The sequence below is a fragment of the Psychrobacillus sp. FSL K6-1464 genome, assembly GCF_038003145.1.
GTDB lineage: Bacteria > Bacillota > Bacilli > Bacillales_A > Planococcaceae > Psychrobacillus > Psychrobacillus psychrotolerans.
The window spans coordinates 1,352,947-1,373,180 of the sequence record NZ_JBBOOP010000001.1 but is presented as its reverse complement, the minus strand read 5'-3'; the positions used below and the strand labels follow the sequence as shown (position 1 = coordinate 1,373,180).

At 35.2% G+C, this 20,234-nt stretch carries 18 protein-coding genes; 5 read left to right on the top strand and 13 right to left on the bottom strand.

Annotated features, from left to right (window positions below; genetic code table 11):
* Positions 1-94 precede the first annotated feature (94 nt).
* Complete coding sequence (locus MKX39_RS06550; RefSeq protein WP_175496179.1) at positions 95-271, bottom strand: hypothetical protein; 177 nt, start codon at positions 269-271, stop codon at positions 95-97.
* A 621-nt stretch (positions 272-892) separates the two neighbouring features.
* Between MKX39_RS06550 and MKX39_RS06545 the strand changes: the two genes are divergently transcribed.
* A complete protein-coding gene (locus tag MKX39_RS06545) occupies positions 893-1,858 on the top strand; it encodes an aromatic acid exporter family protein (RefSeq protein WP_340768820.1) in 966 nt (321 codons plus the stop codon).
* 806 nt (positions 1,859-2,664) lie between these two features.
* A complete protein-coding gene (locus MKX39_RS06540; protein ID WP_340768819.1) occupies positions 2,665-3,933 on the top strand; it encodes an MFS transporter in 1,269 nt (422 codons plus the stop codon).
* A 125-nt stretch (positions 3,934-4,058) separates the two neighbouring features.
* On the opposite strand, the gene MKX39_RS06535 is transcribed toward MKX39_RS06540, so the two are convergent.
* The 4 genes from MKX39_RS06535 to MKX39_RS06520 form a co-directional block, all read right to left on the bottom strand.
* Positions 4,059-4,544, bottom strand: coding sequence for a MarR family winged helix-turn-helix transcriptional regulator (locus MKX39_RS06535; protein ID WP_340761991.1), 486 nt, complete (start codon positions 4,542-4,544; stop codon positions 4,059-4,061).
* Between the two features lie 301 nt (positions 4,545-4,845).
* Positions 4,846-5,133, bottom strand: a complete 288-nt coding sequence (locus MKX39_RS06530) for a hypothetical protein (protein ID WP_340768818.1) — start codon at positions 5,131-5,133, stop codon at positions 4,846-4,848.
* A gap of 228 nt (positions 5,134-5,361) precedes the next feature.
* Positions 5,362-5,604, bottom strand: coding sequence for a hypothetical protein (locus MKX39_RS06525; protein ID WP_340768817.1), 243 nt, complete (start codon positions 5,602-5,604; stop codon positions 5,362-5,364).
* Between the two features lie 167 nt (positions 5,605-5,771).
* On the bottom strand, positions 5,772-6,125 hold the full coding sequence (locus MKX39_RS06520; RefSeq protein ID WP_340768816.1) for a hypothetical protein: 354 nt from the start codon (positions 6,123-6,125) through the stop codon (positions 5,772-5,774).
* Between the two features lie 359 nt (positions 6,126-6,484).
* Here MKX39_RS06520 and cyoE point away from each other — a divergent pair, with 359 nt between their 5' ends.
* Positions 6,485-7,381, top strand: coding sequence for a heme o synthase (gene cyoE / locus MKX39_RS06515; RefSeq protein WP_093534973.1), 897 nt, complete (start codon positions 6,485-6,487; stop codon positions 7,379-7,381).
* Positions 7,382-7,479: 98 nt separating this feature from the next.
* On the opposite strand, the gene MKX39_RS06510 is transcribed toward cyoE, so the two are convergent.
* Positions 7,480-8,739 carry a M48 family metallopeptidase gene (locus MKX39_RS06510; RefSeq protein WP_340768815.1) on the bottom strand — a complete coding sequence of 420 codons (1,260 nt, stop codon included), beginning with the start codon at positions 8,737-8,739 and terminating at the stop codon, positions 7,480-7,482.
* A gap of 166 nt (positions 8,740-8,905) precedes the next feature.
* Between MKX39_RS06510 and MKX39_RS06505 the strand changes: the two genes are divergently transcribed.
* Positions 8,906-9,046 (top strand): hypothetical protein, encoded by a 141-nt coding sequence (locus tag MKX39_RS06505; RefSeq protein ID WP_175496180.1) that lies wholly within the window; start codon positions 8,906-8,908, stop codon positions 9,044-9,046.
* A gap of 90 nt (positions 9,047-9,136) precedes the next feature.
* Here the strand turns inward: MKX39_RS06505 and glgA are convergent, their stop codons facing one another.
* The 7 genes from glgA to hpaB form a co-directional block, all read right to left on the bottom strand.
* Entirely contained in the window at positions 9,137-10,573 is a 1,437-nt protein-coding gene (glgA, locus tag MKX39_RS06500; protein ID WP_340768814.1) for a glycogen synthase GlgA, read from the bottom strand.
* Positions 10,574-10,590: 17 nt separating this feature from the next.
* On the bottom strand, positions 10,591-11,697 hold the full coding sequence (gene glgD, locus MKX39_RS06495) for a glucose-1-phosphate adenylyltransferase subunit GlgD (protein ID WP_093534979.1): 1,107 nt from the start codon (positions 11,695-11,697) through the stop codon (positions 10,591-10,593).
* Between the two features lie 15 nt (positions 11,698-11,712).
* Positions 11,713-12,870 (bottom strand): glucose-1-phosphate adenylyltransferase, encoded by a 1,158-nt coding sequence (locus MKX39_RS06490; protein WP_340768812.1) that lies wholly within the window; start codon positions 12,868-12,870, stop codon positions 11,713-11,715.
* Complete coding sequence (gene glgB, locus MKX39_RS06485; RefSeq protein WP_340768810.1) at positions 12,860-14,809, bottom strand: 1,4-alpha-glucan branching protein GlgB; 1,950 nt, start codon at positions 14,807-14,809, stop codon at positions 12,860-12,862. Before glgB ends, MKX39_RS06490 begins: the two co-directional genes overlap by 11 nt.
* A gap of 222 nt (positions 14,810-15,031) precedes the next feature.
* The gene (locus MKX39_RS06480) at positions 15,032-16,060 is read right to left on the bottom strand and encodes a glycoside hydrolase family 15 protein (RefSeq protein WP_340768809.1); all 1,029 of its coding nucleotides are present in this window, start codon (positions 16,058-16,060) and stop codon (positions 15,032-15,034) included.
* A 363-nt stretch (positions 16,061-16,423) separates the two neighbouring features.
* On the bottom strand, positions 16,424-17,431 hold the full coding sequence (locus MKX39_RS06475) for an LLM class flavin-dependent oxidoreductase (RefSeq protein ID WP_340768807.1): 1,008 nt from the start codon (positions 17,429-17,431) through the stop codon (positions 16,424-16,426).
* 183 nt (positions 17,432-17,614) lie between these two features.
* On the bottom strand, positions 17,615-19,063 hold the full coding sequence (gene hpaB / locus MKX39_RS06470) for a 4-hydroxyphenylacetate 3-monooxygenase, oxygenase component (RefSeq protein ID WP_340768806.1): 1,449 nt from the start codon (positions 19,061-19,063) through the stop codon (positions 17,615-17,617).
* 253 nt (positions 19,064-19,316) lie between these two features.
* On the opposite strand from hpaB, the gene MKX39_RS06465 reads away from it, so the two are divergent.
* Positions 19,317-20,135: a glycoside hydrolase family 16 protein gene (locus MKX39_RS06465; RefSeq protein ID WP_340768805.1), complete on the top strand. Its 819-nt coding sequence runs from the start codon at positions 19,317-19,319 to the stop codon at positions 20,133-20,135.
* The last annotated feature ends 99 nt before the right edge of the window (positions 20,136-20,234 follow it).

Sequence of the window (20,234 nt, the reverse complement as noted above, 5' to 3'; positions counted from 1 at the left end):
TACGAACTGTTCTTAAATTTTTTGAATATAAAAAAACACCTATATTATAGGCGTTTAAAAATGACTAGAATAATTACTCCACTACATCTCTTACTTATAAAACATTTATTTGGTACCCCTTATCATTTCTTTCTATTTCGACTACGTCCCCTTTACTCAAAGGAACCTTAATCAATTTATACGGGATAAGTAAACGATTTAGATCTTTGTTTTTATTATTAGAAAACACACCAAAGAAATCGTCAATTTGTTCAACAATATATTTTTCCATAGTAATCTATCCTCCTTAAAAATTATCATACCTTCTATGTAAGTTAAATGAATAAATAAGTTAAAGCCTCACTTCTTCAACAGTGAGGCCCCAATCTATTTTCATTATGATTGTAAGAGAGTTTCGAAGGGAGATTCTCAACTTCTCATCTTTATAGTTTACATGATAATCTTAGGATTTTAATTGGTAATTATATGCACATAATATCTTAATATATCTTTATTCCACGTATCTCTCTGCACTAAATCTTGAACCAAGGTAGCTTACATATTTTCAAATAAATTTCTTTTAACATGGAAAGAATATCCGTGTTTCGAATTGTGTTAGCTATTTGTACTCATAATTGCGTAACTCCTACGAGACATTTACTGTAGAGACATCTAAATCTGAACGACTGAAGATGCACCAGTATATAAAAGTTTATTATCTCCGTGTTAAACTATAAATAGATGAATTAGGAGTAATCGTTCGGGAACTATTCAATGAATACACTACATATTGATCGAAGTCGATGGAATTTGGTTAAGAGTGTATTATTGAATACATATATGTGAATTAAGTGAATATCAAAACAGATAACCTGCAAGTATTACATAGAAAATAAAATAAGGTGGTGCTTCCATGACTGGTATGGGCTATCGGACGATAAAGACTGCTGTAGGAGCAGGGCTGGCAATGTGGATTGCGAGTTTATTGGATTTGGAATTTGCAACATTTGCAGCAATTATTGTTATTATGTGTATTGAGAAAACGAAAAAAAAGACATTAATTACTATTAAGGATAAATTCTTTGCCTCCCTTTTATCTTTGCTGCTTGGTTCATTGATATTCGAGGTATTAGGTTATCATCCCATTGTCTTTTCTTTATTTATTTTGTTATTTGTTCCAATCCTCGTAAGAGCTCACATTCAGGGTGGTTTTGTCACAAGTATGGTTGTCGTATTACATGTTTATACGGTAAAGAATGCTGACTGGACAATGTTTCTGAACGAGCTATACATTATTTTCATCGGGATGGGAATTGCTGTTCTCGTCAATAGTTTCATGCCAAATTTCAAACGAGATATTGAGGTTTTTAAAAAGGAGATTGAAAAACGGTTTGAAATTATACTTTATGAATTCTCTGCCCATTTAAGGGATAATATGCGGAACTGGGATGGGAAGGAAATACTTGAAGTAGAAGATTTAATCAATCAATCCAAAAGCCTTGCCAATCAAGATGTAGAAAATCAACTATTACGAAAACAAAATATAGATTATTATTATTTGGAAATGAGAGAGGATCAACTAGAACTTCTAAAGCATATGATGAAAATCATTGCTATTTTCTCTTCCTTTAGCCTAGACATCAAACAGAAAGAAATGTTCGCAGAATTCTTGGAGGATTTAAGTAGGAACGTTCACTCGGGAGATACAACGAACATTTCAATAAATAAGTTAGATGAATTAAATGCCATAATCCGCGAGATGGAGTTACCGAAGACAAGAGAAGAATTTGAAGTACGAGCGAATCTATTTTATTTGACTTACGAAATGAAAAACTACTTAAACATAAAGAAAAAGCTTTTTGCTCAAAGAAATCGATAGTGAACTAATCCCCACCTCTTCAGCACTTCGCTATCACGGGAAAGGCAACAATATTACTCACCAAATCCGTGATACTGTTTACCTCATCCGTCAAGCTAGCGGTGAGTTCTTTGACAAAATGGGGGTCGCTGGTTCGAGGCCACTCGGGACCATACTAATAATGCAGTCACAACCTTTGATATATATAGGGTTGTGACTTTTTTTATTTAAACAACATTTTCAACTTATAAACCACACACCTATTTTTGTGAAGCCTATTAAATAATTTATCCTTTGAACTCGGTTACTTCGACCAATACGGATTAATGGTAATGAAGTATTCCATCAATTCATAAGTAGTTAGTTTGGTAATCATCAATTTCAGCTAGTTGTTAGGTATTCAAAAGCATTGGACAATCTTCAACATTTTTATGCAAGGTTATATGCCCTCTTCAAAAAAACGCAGTTGAATAACCACCAACGTTAGTGGTTATTCCCTGTGATTTCCGCTTGTTTAAGGGTTTTACTATTAAGTTTAATAGAGTATATCTTCACATAAATATAAAATATCATTCGAATTGAAATAAAAAGATTTCCATTTTGTAGTTTTTGTTGCATAATATTGAAGTCTCTAATTATGCTTTAAAGTTCCTAAGGTATAACAGTTGTCATTCGAGTCACGAGTGAACAACCATTATATTCGGTATTAAACTTAAAACCTCACATTAATTTATTGATAGGCTTACTGTCCTTATAAAGCTTTTTTTGGTTTTAATACTTTGAAATCGCATACATCTAGAAGAAAATATAAAGGGAGTTATATTAAGATGGCAAACAAGTCAAAAAAAGGCATTCATTATGCTTGGTTCGTTTTACTAGGTGTTGCGATCATGATGGGTTTTGCTCGTGGTGGTCTTAACAACGCAACAGGTTTATTCTTAACACCTGTTTCAGATGACTTAGGTATGAGTTTATCTAGTTTATCTTTATACGTATCGATTATGTCAATCGTAACGATGATATTCTTACCATTTGCTGGTAAATTAATCACAAAAGCGGATATCCGTATTATTTTAATTGTAGGTGTTATTTTCCACGCAGGTGCATTCGCTGCAATGGGCTTCATGAACAGCGTATGGGGCTGGTACATACTTGCCATTCCATGTGCGATTGGTTATGTTATCGTTGCACAAATCGCTGGTCCAGTAATTATTAACAACTGGTTCAAAAAATCTAAAGGTTTAGCTTTAGGTATTATGATGGCGACTGTTGGTGCTTTCGGTGCTTTTATCGCTCCTTGGGTTGGTAAATTAATTGCAAATGAAGGCTGGCGTTCAGCTTACACTACTTCTGGTTTAACATTAGGTGTAGGGGCAATTATCGTAATTTTATTATTCATCCGTTTTGCTCCTGGTAAAAAAGGTGCTTATGGAGATGACGAAATAAACGCAGAAGACACGGAAGCAACTGCTGCTAATGAAGAAGCAAACAAAGGGATCGCATCTAACATTGCGAAAAAATCTCCTGCCTTTTTCGCATTAATGGCATTTTTCTTCTTCTTAACATCTGTTGCTGCATTCGCACAACACGTACCAACTTTCGCAATTACTAAAGGCTTCGATACTGCATTCGGTGGTACTTTAATGGGGCTATTCATGGTTGGTTTATTAATTGGTTCATTAACATTTGGTTTCTTAGCAGATAAAATTGGTGCAAAAGGTACTACTTTTGTAGCCTTAATTTCTGGTTTAGTAACATTCATTTTATTCCTGTTATTCGGTGAAATTAAAGTAATGATTATGATCGGTGCTATTATATTTGGTTTCTTGTCATCATCTATCGGTACATTAGGACCTCTACTTACCATTTCATTATTCGGTAACAAAAACTATGCTGATATTTATGCTACTGCTTCTATAGGTTTAGCTGTTGCAGGTATCGTAGCTTTACCACTTTACTCATTAATAAAAGATTTAACAGATTCTTATAATATTGTATTAGTCGCGATTATCGTGATGATCGTTATCTCCATGTTATTAGTAACGGTTGCATTTAAACAAAAAGAGAAATTAATGAAGGCCGGTCACTGGAACTAATATTTTGCAACTTTTGTAATACCCACTTTAATTAGTCCTGTATATAGTTATTTTAAAAAAGGTTATGAGCAGACATTTTTGTGTCTACTCACAACCTTTTTGTTTATGGTCTTATATAAGGGAAATTATTTATTTAGTAATTTATGTAATAAATGGTTGAATTGATCTATTTCTTCTTTTGTTAATTTGCTCGTAAGAACCTGTTCTCTCTCATTTACTTCTTTAGATAAGACAGTAAGTAAATCAACTCCAGAGGCTGCTAGATTTACTAAAACTAATCGGCGGTCTTTTGGTTCATACGTACGAAAAACGAGCCCCTTTTTTTCAAGTGTATTCGTTAAGCTTGTTACCGACGAAGTAGCTAATTGTAATCGTTTTGCGATAATTCTTGTTTCACTTGGCCCCCAAACCCAAAGTGTATAAAGCATAAGCATGGCCGACCAAGAAAGCTTCTGATTCATTAAAAGTTCTTTTTCAATATCATGGCGTACTAGCAGAGAAGCGCTATACAAGTCTGAAACAAGCGAACTTGATGAAATATCAAATGCGTTTCCATGCTGTTTAGCTAAAAATTTTTGTACTTCTCCAGCATTTATAATAAGTTTTTCCAAAAATGTCCCTCCAAAATCCTATTTAACAATAGTATACATGAAATTTAATAATGCTAGTCAAAATAGGTAATGGTCAAGGGGGGAAACGAATTTATTGAGCAAGTTTAGTTATGAAATAATTAACGAAAAGACCATTAGTAGAATTGGCAGGGTATACACACCCCTCCTCAATAATCATAATGTGATTGGAATTGATTGTCACAAATTAATTAGGCAAAATAAAGAACAACTACCATCAGTTGTCCTTCGTTAGTATTCAATGTTTAGCTTTTAACAAATGTACATTACTGGGAGGCAAAGTTCAATTGCCTTCCAGTTCTTGTTTGAAGATAATCCCATCCTCATCTGGGATTAAGTCGATAGTTGAGTCAACTTCTAATATGTTTGCTATCGTCTTGGGAACGTGTAGCGTGCAACTTGATCGTTTTAAGTGATCAAATCTTAATTCATGTTCTGGTTTAAATGAAATATCTTCGGGCTCTTTAACAATTTGTCCTTCTGAGAAAAGAACTTGTACATCGCTTTTTGTTAAATGTGGATACTTTTCTAAAATGTGTTTTTCTGTTGTTTCTGAAATCTCTATCTCCATATCAACGTCCACTTCCTTTTCCCTAACATCTTTAGTTTATCACACCTAACAACCATCCAATCCAATTAGCAAAATACAGAGAACTTGTCTGTCGCGTTTTCCATTTACTGAATACACATTAAATGCACTATTGAATCGAAATTGACTGCTCTCTCGTCACTTTCTCCCAATCGTCAAGCTCCTGTATACATTTAAAAAGAACGCCCGGATGGACGTTCCTTTGATTACTTATTTATTATTAATATAGTCCATGCCTTGAGCTGTTATTGCTAAAACAAGGTTTTCTGATCCTTGCCCACTATCTATGGCATAACCCTCTTCGATAAGGTATTCAATAGCATGTTTGCTACTGGGGTCAGCATTAACCATTGCTTTAGGTAATGTATAACTTCCGCCATTATTAGCAAAATGATAATCATAGAGACTTTGTAACAAAATATCCGATAACTTTTTTATTTCTTCGTTAATCATAAATAATCCCTCCTCAATAAACAATATACAACACAAGTTTAAAAATTTCTTTCTTTATGCTTTTGACAAATCAAGTATATTGCAGTTAATCAAAATACCATTATTGATAGGAGGTGAAAGTTGAAAATGGATAGGCCAAATTTACAATAGTTCGTTAAAAACAACAACTAATATAACCCAGTACCACTTAATTGTAGCAAAGTAGTAACTATATACTTTTTACCAAGTTCATAGTCATCAAAGTTCTGTTCATTGTAGATGCAACCTCTCTCTCTAAAAAAGGTATACCATTTACCTTCTTCCTCAAAATAATGGAAACCCTCATCTAGAGAATACTTACTCGCTGAATCACTATGTGGCAGACCGTGGACTGAAATATATTCATATACCTCTTCATTGCTAACTGTAAAAACTTTAGAGTATTTATGATTTCTCATATTTGGAACACCCAGCGTTTTACAAGCAAAGTCTAATGGATTTCCATAGAGAAGTGTCTCTATTTGTTTTTCTTTATCTATCAAACTGTCCCCTCCTTATTTAAATTCCATTTTATATCTATCTTTCATTCTACATTTAAAATACTTCATTTTTTTAGTATGTTCAAAAGATGGTCATATTCTATACCAAAGAATTTGATAAGTATAAAAACATATTTTGCCCCGAAAATAGTGATAGAATCATATATACAAAGACTTTGAGAGAAATTTAGGTACTGCTTGCATTGTTCTAAATACAAAAATGCTCGACATCCGTCTTATATATGTAGAAATAGCCCTAAAATGTTCATAAGTAATGAAGAAAAAGAGATAATATAATGGAATTTTGCTAAGCAATTAGGTTATATTAGTTCAAGTGGGTAAACAAGGAGCTAACAAATACAATGAACAAAAAATCACAAAAGACGTTATGGGCTCAAGTAGTTAAAACAGGAATTATCAAGTCCAATCTAATTCCAATGGTTGCTGGATTAATGCTCGCATTATATACATATCAGTACAGCTTTACAGATAATATTTGGAATGTAGTGTTTGCATTTTTAGGTACAGCAGCTGTAATTGCTGCGGCAGGTTCATTCAATAACATTTATGACCGCGATATTGATGCCATTATGGCACGGACTAAGGTTCGTCCAACTGTAACAGGTGAAATATCGATTAAGAAAGTTTTGATCGTTGCTATTTTATTATTAGTAATCGGATTAATTTTATTATATATAGCTTCTCCGTTAGCATCTTTACTAGGGTTCTTAGGGGTGTTTTTCTACGTAGTCCCTTATACAATGTGGACAAAACGTCATACTATTTGGAATACGGAAGTTGGTAGTATTTCAGGAGCTATGCCTCCTTTAATCGGTTGGGCAGCAGTGGGTCCTGATATTTGGCATCCAGCTTGTTGGGCGTTATTTTTAATAATGGTCATATGGCAAATGCCACACTTTTACTCTATAGCCATTCGCAAGAAAGCAGATTACGCTGCAGCAAAAATACCGATGCTCCCTGTTGTCATGGGGAAAAAACGCACATATATTCAAACAAATTTCTATTTAATTTTATTAGTGCTATCTAGCTTTTTATTTTTACCACTAAGCTTAGGTCTAACCTTAGTGTCACTTGCTCTAGGCTTATTTTGGTTAGGGTTGAGCCTATTCGGTACACGCAAAATGGATATAAAAGATTGGGCAAATAAAATGTTCAAATTCTCTTTAGTGCACATGATTGTTATTTATTTTACGGTAATAATATACTCTACAATCGGCCTTATTTTACAGGCACTTTAACGATAAAATTAGCCATAAAAAATGAAGTTTAATATTAATTTCTTTAGTTATATGAACTACCAAAAGACTTGCACCGTAATGGGCAAGTCTTTTTTTCTTTATTCACTGGTATCATCAACTACTTTATTAATTCTTTCAAGCATTGTTGGATGAGAATATCGAAACCATTTTACTAGGAGTGGAGGATTCACTTCATTTAATCCAGCTATGGTTAGTTTTTGAAAAGTGCTCACAGCAGCCCTTGGCTCTGCCACTAACTCGATTGCGTAGTCATCAGCTCTTGTTTCTTCATACCTGGAAATGTAATTTGTTAATGGACTTGAAGCGAATGATAGAACGGATGTAATTAGTAAAAACAGTGGAAACGAATGAATAGCATGTATCTGTTTTATTTTTAATCGACTTCCGAAACGAGCGATAATCCAAGGCATTAGTTTTGCTATTAACCATAATCCTAAAATGGTCGTGAAAGTGTACACTACTATTCCAATATAAATATGTTTCTCTACATAATGGCCCATTTCATGTGCCATTACGAAAAGAATTTCACCCTCTGTTAGCTGATTTAATGTCGTATCCCATAATACGATTCTTGAATTACTCCCGATTCCCGTTACATAAGCGTTCAGAGCATTTGTCTTTTCTGCCATATTCACTTCATATACATGGTTGGCAGGAATATTTGCTTGCTCAGCTAATGTGAGAATTTTTGTTTCTAATTCTTTATCCGTTAACGGATAGAAATCATTATATAATGGATCGATTACTACTGGTTGAATGAACATCATGAATATAGAGAACGGAATCATTAAGAGGCTAGCATTTATCCACCATTTCTTTGTGTTTTTATAAATAAGCCAATACAGAACCGTTACAATCACTACAGTCATACCATAGTTGACCCAAAAATCGATGAGATTATCTCGCATCCAAGAAGAAAAATTTTGGTTGCTGATTCCGTAGTTTTTACTTAAATAATACCTATAATAGTCCAATGGAAATAACACGATGAATATAAACAAGGACAACAAGAATAAATATACTGCTTTTTTAATAATTCCCCATTTTACTTTAATGAGTAGCGAGTTTTCAAACGCTTGAGAAAGGCCAGAAACTAATATGAAAATGTAAACTAGCCACTCAAAAGGTGTCGCGACAAAAAAGAGGTAATTCTTTATTTTTGAATATTCCTCACTCAGGTATACTTCTTGTTCCGACATAAAAGTATGCGGATCTGCGACTGTCCCCTGCAAGGATTCAGGTATACCTCCACTATTGCTATGAAAAATATATACATACATCACTAATATATATACTCCAAATAACAAAAGAGCGGAAATTCCGTATTTTTTTACCAAGACCATTCATCTCCATTCACACTTACTTACATTAAGTGTAAGCAGAAAAAATGAAATATAGAACTTCAACGAACCAATACGTTTTTCACCTTAAAATTAAAGAACTTATCATTTTGAATAACTCCAACTATACGGAGCACATTAAACTCTAGGAGGTGACTTAACTTTGTCAAACAAAAGCAAACCAAACTTTAAGAAAAAAGAACCAAATTCACGAAGCGATAATCGAGAAGAATTTTCAGGAGAATTATCTTCAAACGAAGCCAAAAGTAAAAATGAAAAACAAAATAACCAAAAGAACAGATAAAAATCATTAATTGGTGTTCTAGGCTCACTTGACTTTTAAGTGCAGACTAAAGATGACGCAACTTTTGAGTCTGCGTCATCCTTTCTGTTTTTATTTATCCGATTTTAGGAGTTCCTCATACAATTTTATATATTGTAGAGAAGACGCTGACCAGCTAAAATCCAAATCCATTGCGCGTTCTATCAGGTTGTTCCACTTTGTAGGTTGGAAGCGAAATAGGCCTACTGCACGTTCAATTGTATGTAACAATTCATGGGCATTATAATTAGCAAAGCTGAATCCGGTTCCTTCTTCGGTTATTTCATTGTAAGGAATTACTGTATCCTTCAGCCCCCCTGTTTCACGGACGAGCGGTAAGGTTCCGTATCGAAAGGCGAGTAATTGCCCTATTCCGCATGGCTCAAATTGGGATGGCATTAGAAATATATCTGAACCAGCATAAATTTGTCGAGCCAATGATTCGTCAAAAAACAGATTAGCTGACACCCTATCAGGATAAATGTCTTCAAAATATCTGAACGATTCTTCATACTGATGATCTCCAGTTCCTAGTAAAACAAACTGAACATCCAAACCGATGATTTCATGAAAGACATGTAAAATCAAATCTATCCCTTTCTGGTCAACTAATCTAGTAACCATTGATATGATCGGGGTATTAGCTTGGATAGGTAGGCCGAGTGTTTCCTGTAAATGTTTTTTATTAGCTGCCTTTCCCTTAGAATCATCGAATGGAAGCAATAGACTTCCATCACTTTTAGGATTATAGCAGTCATTGTCTATTCCATTTATGATTCCTTTCAGATTAGCACCTCTTTTACGTAAAAACCCGTCCAGTTTTTCTCCATAGTAGGAAGACTGTATTTCAGATGCATAGGTTGGACTTACAGTCGTTAGGCAGTCTGCAAAAGCTAGTCCTCCCTTGAGATAACTAATACTCCCATAAAACTCTAAGGCATCTATACGGTAATATTGGTCGTCAAGATCCAATAAATCAGACAGAACTGATTTAGGATATACCCCTTGGTAGCGTAAATTGTGAATGGTAAACACAGTTTTTAATCCCTGATAGTATGGGTTGTTGTTATAATTGGCTTTCAATTGGACAGGTATCAATCCTGTTTGCCAGTCATGGCAATGTATTATATTCGGGCGCTCTTCTAAAAAAGGTATAGCTTCTAGTACAGCCCGAGAGAAGAATGCAAACCGTTCACCATCATCTCTAAATCCATAGCTACCATGTCTTTTAAAATAGTATTCGTTATCCAGAAAATATACGGTTATTCCCTGATAGTGAATTTTCTCTATACCACAAAATTGACGTCTCCATCCTACAGGTACTTCAATACTTTTAATCCATTGCATTTGTTCTTTAAACTGTAATGGGAGATCATCGTATTTAGGCAATATTATGCTAACATTGACGCCCTGTTCTTTTAAAGAATGGGGTAAAGCACCAATCACATCGCCTAACCCCCCTGTCTTTATAAATGGAGCGCACTCTGAGGCTGCAAATAACACGTTCATGTAAGTGGACCTCCCGTTTAAACTACTACTTCTTTTTTGATAACAACCGGCTTATTTATCGCTGTGATTTTCTGATTTTTAGTGATAATTACTTGTTTATCCGTAATTACGTTTTCTATACGTGCTCCCTCTTCAATATCCCCTTTTTGCATAATGATACTATTTTTCACCACCGCTCCCTTTTTAACCTTTACTCCACGAAAAATAATACTATTTTCCACAGTGCCTTCAATAATACATCCATTGGCGATTAATGAGTTAGATACCTTGGAGGAATTCGTAAATTCGGCAGGAGCTTCGTGTTTGATCTTGGTGAAAACTTCCCATGAATCATAGAAAAAGTGTCGAAGAATTTCTGGGTTAAGAAACTCCATATTACTAGCATGGTATGTTTCTAGGGAGTGAATAAATGGCATATAACCCGTGTATTGATACCCTTGCACTTTAAGATTTATCAAGTTAGCTTTCACAATATCTTTTAAAAAATCATATTCATCGTATTCTATGCAATTCTTTATTAAATCTATTAAAAGTTGTTTCTTAATCACATATGTTTCTAAACATATATGGTCACCTTTCTTCGGTGCTGTAAAAAAGTTTATATCACGAACTGCACCGTCTGTGTCCAGTGAACACTGATGATAAATGGGCCTTTTAACTGCCCCCCCATCATAATCCTTATACAGAACCGTAATATCTGCTTTATTGCTTTCATGTTTTTTTAACACATCATTAAAGTCAATTTTACAAATATGGTGACCGGGTGCAATAATTACAGTATCTGCAGTTGCTCGTTGAAAAAATTCTAAATGATCATAGAATTGTTGTAAGTCGCCTTTAATCTTTTCATCTGGATGAATGGACGGAAGTATAAATAGACCTTGTGAGCGGTGATCCAAATCCCATTCCTTACCGGAGCCAAGATGATCCATCAATGACCGATATTTATCTTTGGTGAAAATAGCAACTTTACTTATTGAGACGTTCATAAAGTTGGACATTGTAAAGTCAATCATTCGGTAGCGTCCGCCAAAAGGTAAGGAAGCTAAACAACGGTGATGGGTCAATTCTTTTAATATAGGTCTTTCATTTACAAGATTAATAACACCTAAGACATTCCTCATTAAAAATACCTCCTATTATAAAGCTTGCAGCAAAGCACTTTCCGAAGATATTTGTTGATTTTCTCCTATTAATATAAGTCCTTTTTTCGTGTCAGAGATTATTGCCCCATCTTCTATAACTGTACCGCTACCGATTATTGCTTTTTCTATTATTACATTATTTCCAATTTTTACATTTGGCATAATGACCGAATTCTTTACATTTGAGCCACTTCCAACTTGAACATTATATGACAGAACAGAATGGTCGACATTCCCAAATACTAAACAGCCTTCATTCACTAATGATTGGGTTACATTCGCATCTTCTGATATATATTGTGGAGGGTGGTTAGCGTTTCCTGCGTAAATTTGCCAGTTTGGATCTCCTAACTTAAAATTTGATGGTTCTTCCAAAAGATCCATATGTGCCTCCCACAAGCTTTCAATCGTCCCGACATCTTTCCAGTAGTCTTTAAATCGGTACGCTTGTAGTTTTGCTTCATTCTTCAGCATTTTTGGTATAATATCTTTTCCAAAGTCATTAGAAGAGCTAATATCCTCTTCGTCTTCTGTTAAATATTGTTTAAGATGGTTCCAATTAAATATATATACACCCATGGAGGCTAGGTTACTTTTTGGATTTTGTGGTTTTTCATCGAATTGTATAATTTGATCAGTTTCGTTGGTATTCATAATACCAAAGCGATTTGCTTCTGCCCAAGGTACCTCTATGACAGCAATGGTCGCATGTGCATCATTTTCCATATGATCTTCAAGCATTTTGTTATAATCCATCTTATAAATATGATCCCCCGAAATTACAAGTACATATTCCGGATCATTATGATCGATAAAATGAAAATTTTGGTACACAGCATTAGCCGTACCTTTATACCATTCACCGCCATCTTTCCCTTGATAAGGTGGAAGCATAGAAACCCCACCGTTATTACGGTCCAGATCCCATGGCCGTCCGTTTCCAATATATGAATTTAAAATATGCGGCCGATATTGAGTAAGTATGCCGACGGTATCGATACCCGAATGTGTACAGTTACTTAACGTAAAATCGATAATTCGGTATTTCCCTCCAAATGGTACTGCGGGTTTAGCTAAGTCACTCGTCAATTCCCCGAGCCTCGAACCTTGACCTCCTGCTAAAAGCATTGCAATCCACTTTTTAGATGCCATTTAGATGGTCTCCCCTTTTTCTAGTTTTTGTTTCTTTCATGAATATCGCCATTCCTAATGGTGGTACAGTTATTTCTAGGCTATAAGGTTGGTTGTTACAAGGAAATGGATTAGTGCTCCTAATGGTAGAATTCAACTGTCCCGAACCACCAAATGATGCAGCATCACTACTAAATGCTTCATAATAATTACCTTTAGTAGGAACTCCTATTTGATAATTGTGGTAAACCTCGGTTGAAAAATTACAAACTATAATGCAGTAATCACCCTTCCGTTTTCCTTTTCTCATAAACGTAATCACACTTTGTTCCGTATTGTCAGCATCGATCCACTGAAATCCGGCTTGCTCATGATCCAGCCGCCATAGGGAAGTGGTTTTTTGATAAAATTTATTTAACTCTTTATAGTAATTAAAAAAACTAGAGTGAGCGTCAAAATCTAACAGCATCCAATCCATCTCCTGCTGATATTTCCATTCGTCAAATTGACCAAATTCACTACCCATAAATAAAAGCTTTTTGCCGGGATGCGTAAACAAATAGCCAAATAAAAGGCGTAAGTTCGCAAATTTTTGCCAGTAATCACCGGGCATTTTATTTAGTAATGACTTTTTGCCGTGAACCATTTCATCATGCGAAAATGGAAGAACAAAGTTTTCCGAAAATGCATATAAAAAGGAAAAGGTTAATAAGTGATGATGCTTCGGTCGTTCATTCACATCCAGCTTCATATATTTGAGTACATCATTAGACCAGCCCATATTCCATTTGTAGTTAAACCCAAGACCCCCTAGACTTGTAGGACTTGTTACAAGTGGCCATTCCGTAGCTTCCTCCGCCATCATAAGTACGCCAGGAAATCTCCGGAAAATGATTTCATTTAGCTTTTTTAGAAATTCAATTGCTTCGAGATTCTCTCCTCCACCATACTGATTCTTCAACTCTACAGGAAGAGGATTATCATGATTTAAATAAATCATGGATGAAACTGCATCAATCCGAAATCCATCTACATGATAGACATCCATCCAAAATATGGCGTTTGAAATGAGAAAGCTGACGACTTCGGGTTTACTATAGTCAAAGCTATATGTTCCCCAGATAGGTCTCTCTGCTCGCATGGGATCTGCTGATTCGAACAGAGGCGTCCCATCAAATCTTCCAAGTCCATGGATATCCTTACAAAAATGCGCTGGCACCCAATCAAGAATCACACCAAGCCCTTGTTGATGGCATTGATCTATAAAATACATTAATTGCTCAGGCGTCCCATATCTGCTAGTAGCTGAATAATAACCAGTAATTTGGTAACCCCATGAACCATCGTAAGGATGCTCCATAACAGGCATTAACTCAATATGGGTAAATCCATTATCGATTGCATACACAATTAGTTCGTCAGCAAATTCTTGATAACTATAAAACTCACCATCTTCTTTTTGTTTCCAGGAAGCCAAATGAACTTCATAAATAGCCATCGGTTTATGATACATATCTTTCTTTACTCGCTGAGTCATCCATTTCTGATCTGACCATTCAAATGCATTTAAATTGTAGATAATAGAAGCTGTTTCTGGTCGAAGCTGCGAATAAAAAGCATAAGGATCTGCTTTTAATACTTTTTGTCCGTCTGGACCTGTAACCTCATACTTATAAATATCTCCTTGTGCTAAGTCGGGAACAAATAGCACCCAGATTCCAGATTGATCCAAACGTTCCAATCGATGCATTGTACCAATCCAATTGTTAAAATTACCTACAACCGATACTTTTTTAGCATTCGGTGCCCAAACTGCAAAACGAACTCCTTGCACTTCGTTCTCTTCAATTAGATGAGCTCCAAGCATCTTATAGCTTTCATACAATGTTCCTTCATGAAAAAGGTATACATCAAAATCACTTGGGAGTCGCCGGTGATCCAACTTCATAATCTCTACCATTTAAACACCTCTTTCAATCTATGATTCTTTTCATTCAAATACCAGTTCTCCCCTAAATTATTCGCCATTAATCTTTAAACACCTTTTAATATTTCACTATTGCCAATAATATATAAATTTCGACAAAATAAAAAATCCTCCATGCACTGAAGGACTTTTACTAATATATTTTGTTCTGTAAATATTAATAACGATAATACACTAAAGTGCATTGACCAGAGATTAGCTATTAGCTGTCCTCCCTTTTGGGGTAGAAGATGCATCAATCATACGATTTAAAAATAAGTAGGAAAGTGAGACAGACCAAGCAAGTGGAGTGTTACCATTCGGAACATTTTTACCACCAATATATAACTCAGGAACTTCCCAATTTTCTGGGATAATTCGCTCTGTTTTACTAATATATTCGAAAGCTTTGTCATACATACCTAGCTCCAAATAACATAGTCCGAGCCAAGGTAGTCCAAAGCACCATTCTGCTTCGCTGCCTTCGTTATAATACTGATCATTGTGATAACGAATACAGCCATGTGTGCGTTCAAGTTGTTCAGAAACCATTTCAACTATTTTAAGAGCAGTTTTCCTTTCAACTATACGATATGGATAGATAAGTGAAAGCAGGGATAAATCTGTTTCTTTTGTTTCACTTTCTCTAGGTAAGAGAAAACGCAATGTCTCTTCACCTTTTTGAATTAGTTCATCCTTTACGTTTACTAACATTTTCACAGAACGTAATCCAGCAACACAAGCTCCTACACTTGAGGCATGAAGTTCCATATTCTCTTCCCACATACCATTATCCTTTGCCTGCCAGTATTGAAGACACTCTAAATAATCGACCAGCTTCTGAACAATAGCGATATCTTTCTCATCACGAATAACTTTATGACCATGGCTCACCCCTACTCCCACACCCCATAAAAATGCTCCAATTGCATCATTTTGAGCGTGACCCCATTCTTGGTTCAATTCCTCTAAATCTGTAGAATAGCGTGAGTGGATATATTCAAAAAGGTAGACTGGTTTTTGTTCTCTATGGATGTCTATTTTCCATTCATAGGTTTTAAATAGATCAAATAACGCATAATATGCTTTTTCATACCGATCAGATTGGCTTTGTAAAAAAGGCAAAACTGTGTATACAATATCACGTATCCAGACATAATTGTAGTCTTGCGAAACACTGGCAGTATAGGCTCCATTCGGTAAACGCATCCGATCTAATACTTCCATAGCATTGTTGACTTTCATATACGAGACCTCCTTTAATAATATCTATACAGTGATTGTTAACCAATTTCTTTTATTCTAGACAATTTAAACAAAGACGAAAGCGCTTCCATTAAAACATTTAATAATATATATTATGCAAAATTTTTTAATTGGAAAAGCAACAGTACCTAGTCTTTAAAAATCTTTATTTTCTTAGTTACAAATTTCAGATTCTACTATGCGTTTAGTATCCAATGCTACTACTACCCAAGATTTTAATTTGTAAATCAGCTTTTAAGATTTAGTTAACGAATAATATTAACCAAACCTAATTAACTTTCTTAAACAACAAAAAAACATAACGAAGTCCCGGAGGAGGGATTCGTCATGTTTCGTGTGCTGTTAAAGTTGGTCAACGGCTTCCTTGAATATTTCATATGAACGTTTTCTAGCTTCCTGGTCATAAACGTATGTAACTGCCATCAATTCATTTACATGGTATGTCTCTAAGAATGGTTCTAATTGCTCAGTTATTGTATTTCGACTGCCTTTAAAAGTATAAGTCGACATTGCACGTACTGCATTTTCCTCTAAATGATTCCACACACCATTCAAGCTTTCCACTGGCGGCTGTAATAAGCTCTTTTTACCAGACACCACATTTAAATAAAATCGATCACTAGTAGTAGAAAGCAGTTTCGCTTCTTCATCAGTTTCTGCTCCTATTACATTTACACAAACAATCACATAAGGTTCAGATAAATACTCTGAAGGAACAAACTGATTTCGGTAAATTTGTATTGCATGATCCAACTGCTGAGGAGCAAAATGTGCAGCAAATGCATACGGTAGTCCTAAACGAGCAGCTAATTGTGCACTTGAAGTACTTGAACCTAGAATATATATTGGTACATTGGCACCGACTCCCGGAAATGCGCGAACAGCTCCTTGGTTATCTAGCGATTTAAAGTAATTTTGCAATTCTACCACGTCCTGTGGAAAAGAAAAAGCAGTTTCCTGTGTAGTCCTGCGGAGTGCACGAGCTGTTTGCATGTCTGTACCAGGTGCACGACCAAGTCCTAAATCTAGTCTATTTGGATAGATATTTTCCAGTGTCCCAAACTGCTCTGCAACTACAAGAGGTGCATGATTTGGTAACATAATTCCACCTGATCCTACTTTAATCGTTTCGGTATTTTCCAACACATGGCCGATTAGAATGGAAGTTGCTGAACTAACAACATTCGGTGAATTATGATGTTCTGTTAGCCAGTATCGACTGTAACCGATCTTTTCTACGTGTTGCGCTAGGCTAACCATATCCTCAAAAGCCTCTTTGTTTGTTTGGCCTTCCTTTACTGCCACTAAATCCAAAACTGATACAGGAACAGGTTGAAGTCTTTTATTCATATATTTACTTCCCTTCATTATATAACGTCTCCATTAGATAATAGAATCAAGTTACTATTACTTCAAGGTATTTGCTTGATAAGTCTTATAAACTATTTGTATAGAAGACATACAAAAACCCCATCTAAGATGAAGGATGGGGTTGGCTCTATACAATTATATAATTTATAGCTTCCATTTCCCTTAATGTTCCTTTGACAAATCGAGAAAATCTGTCACTCGTTGCATATATTCATCTGCGTCATAAGAGAAGTATAGCTGACTAGCTAGTCTAACAGGATCTCCGAAGAAGAAACGTTCGTATAACGTTTGCCGAGTACCAAAAGAACTCATCGTTAAGTCCCACGCTAAGCGGAAAAGTTGGACACGATCCTCACCCGTATTTTCACGAGATTGTAAGTAATGATTTAATTCATTTCCTACAGGTGATTGAAAAGTATTTCCTGTTGGAATAGACATTAATCCACTGGCACCTAATAGTTGAATAATTTCTGTAAAACGTGGATATACGCGAGGATATACATTCATAGCAATTTGTAATGTCGACCGATCTGGCTGCATCCATCCACCTTTGTCTATTTTGGCTTCTACTTCTGATTTAATCACTAGTGCTTTCATCGTTTCCAAAGCAATAATTATTTCAGAGACTTTTTCTTGCACATGTTGGTATTCCCCAATATTAATAGTTTCAATAATAGAATGGACTATTCCTAATATGAATTCAGTTTTCACAATTTGCCTAGATACTACTTGATGAAGTGTAAAAGGCAAGAAAGAATTCGATCGCATAAAAATATTGGTGATAGGAACATTATCATAAAAAAATACACGTTCCCAAGGCACTAATACGTTATCAAATACAACAATACTATCCATTTCTTCAAACCTTGAACTCAATGGATAGTTAAAAGACGAATCACCTCCAACAAATGATTCTCTACATATGAACCTTAACCCTGTTGTATTACTAGGTATTGAAAATGCGAAACCATTTCCATCCTCTTCCTTCCCATTTGCAGAAATAACTAAAAGCTCATCCGTTATTCCACCTTGTGTCGCAAGAAGTCGTGCCCCTTTTATAATAATACCATGCTCGTTTTTATCTACAATTTTTGCAGCGATTGGCTCTTTCGAACGTTCTATATACAGTTGAGTCCGATTTACTTGTGGCTCTATAAATGTATGGGTCATAGAAATATCTTTTTCTCTTGCGTATTCATAAAATGATTGTAGGTTTTCTGGGAAACAGTTTTTTTGATCCTGCAACAGATGCACGGATGAAGCAAGAGCCATTAAAACTGTGTTCATATAATCTGGACTTCTCCCCATTAACCCGTTGTTACTCCTAGCCCACTGCTGAATCATTGTGCGTCTTGTTACTAAATCTTCCTTCGTCTTTGGTTGTAAATATGAAATACCAACCCTATTTTTAGTTGTTGGAGATAGATACGTTAAAATATCCTTTAAGTCTTGATGATGCTGAAGTTCATATAATGCAGCCTGACTCTTAATAATTCCTTTAAATGCAGGGTGCTCCGAAATGTTACCTGTTACACGTTTCCCCTCTATCCAAATATCCGTTTTTAGCTCATCAATCCGTTTAATATACTGTCTCCCCGTTATAGCCGGCATACGCTCACCCCTAATGTATTAGGTTGTTCATAGCACTATATTATTCTACTGAAGCTGAGGTGTGACGAATCAGTTTTGAAAGATAAAAGGATAATATCAATTGACCTGTCTCCACTTATAAAAAAGGAAATCCTCATACTTCCTATTTAAATCTCTCCTCTTCTTCTTTTACTGTGCAATTCGCCCTAAAAAAATTATTGTTTAGTGGAATAAATTACCTTATTTATGAATATACTTCACCTAGAAGAAGGAAGTGAGGTCTATTAAATACTTAATTCTTATATTTGTTATTTGTTTATATGGCTGTAGCGAGCAAAATACAAATCCCCCGAGTCAAGACTCTGTTGAAAATCAATTGATACAAGTATCCAAAGAGGATTTCTCAACGAAAGACATACCAAAATATGATTATTATGCAAAACAAGGTTGGACTCTAACATTTCAAGATGAGTTTGATGATTTAGAAGTGTCGAGTAAGAAATGGAACAAACTAAATTCAGGTTATAAGGATCATGGTCGTAAGCATCATTATTTACCGGAACAAGTTTCTAGCTCCTCAGGCACTTTAAAATTACAAGTTGATAATAAACCATTTCAAAGTTATCCCTACCGTTCAGGTGCAGTAACTACTCAAGGACTCCACGAACAGCTTTATGGAAAATTTGAGATACGTGCAAAACTACCAGTGGGACAAGGGTTATTACCTGCGATTTGGCTACTACCAACAAACCATGCTGCCTTTCCTGAAATCGATATAGTGGAGATGTTGGGTCAACTTCCTAACGAAATTTGGCATGTCGGTCATTCAGGACCAGGTAAACGTGAATATCAAGTTACCAATATAAATGGAAGTCAATGGCATTTATATACGCTAGATTGGACTAAAAAGGAAATAATTTTTTCGATCGATGAAATTGAAAGATTCAAGATCAAGAATTTTGCCAATACAAGCATGTACTTATTAATGAACGTTATAGTCGGCGGGGTTTGGGTTGGGGACCCAGACAAAGAAACGAAATTCCCCTCTTATATGGAAGTAGATTACGTCCGAATTTATTCAAAAAATAATTAATATTAGAAAGTTGGAACAAATTGAGTTATTGGTCTTTTTTATTTACAGCAATCTTCGTACTTTATCTCTTATTACAATTAAAATATATATATAGATCCT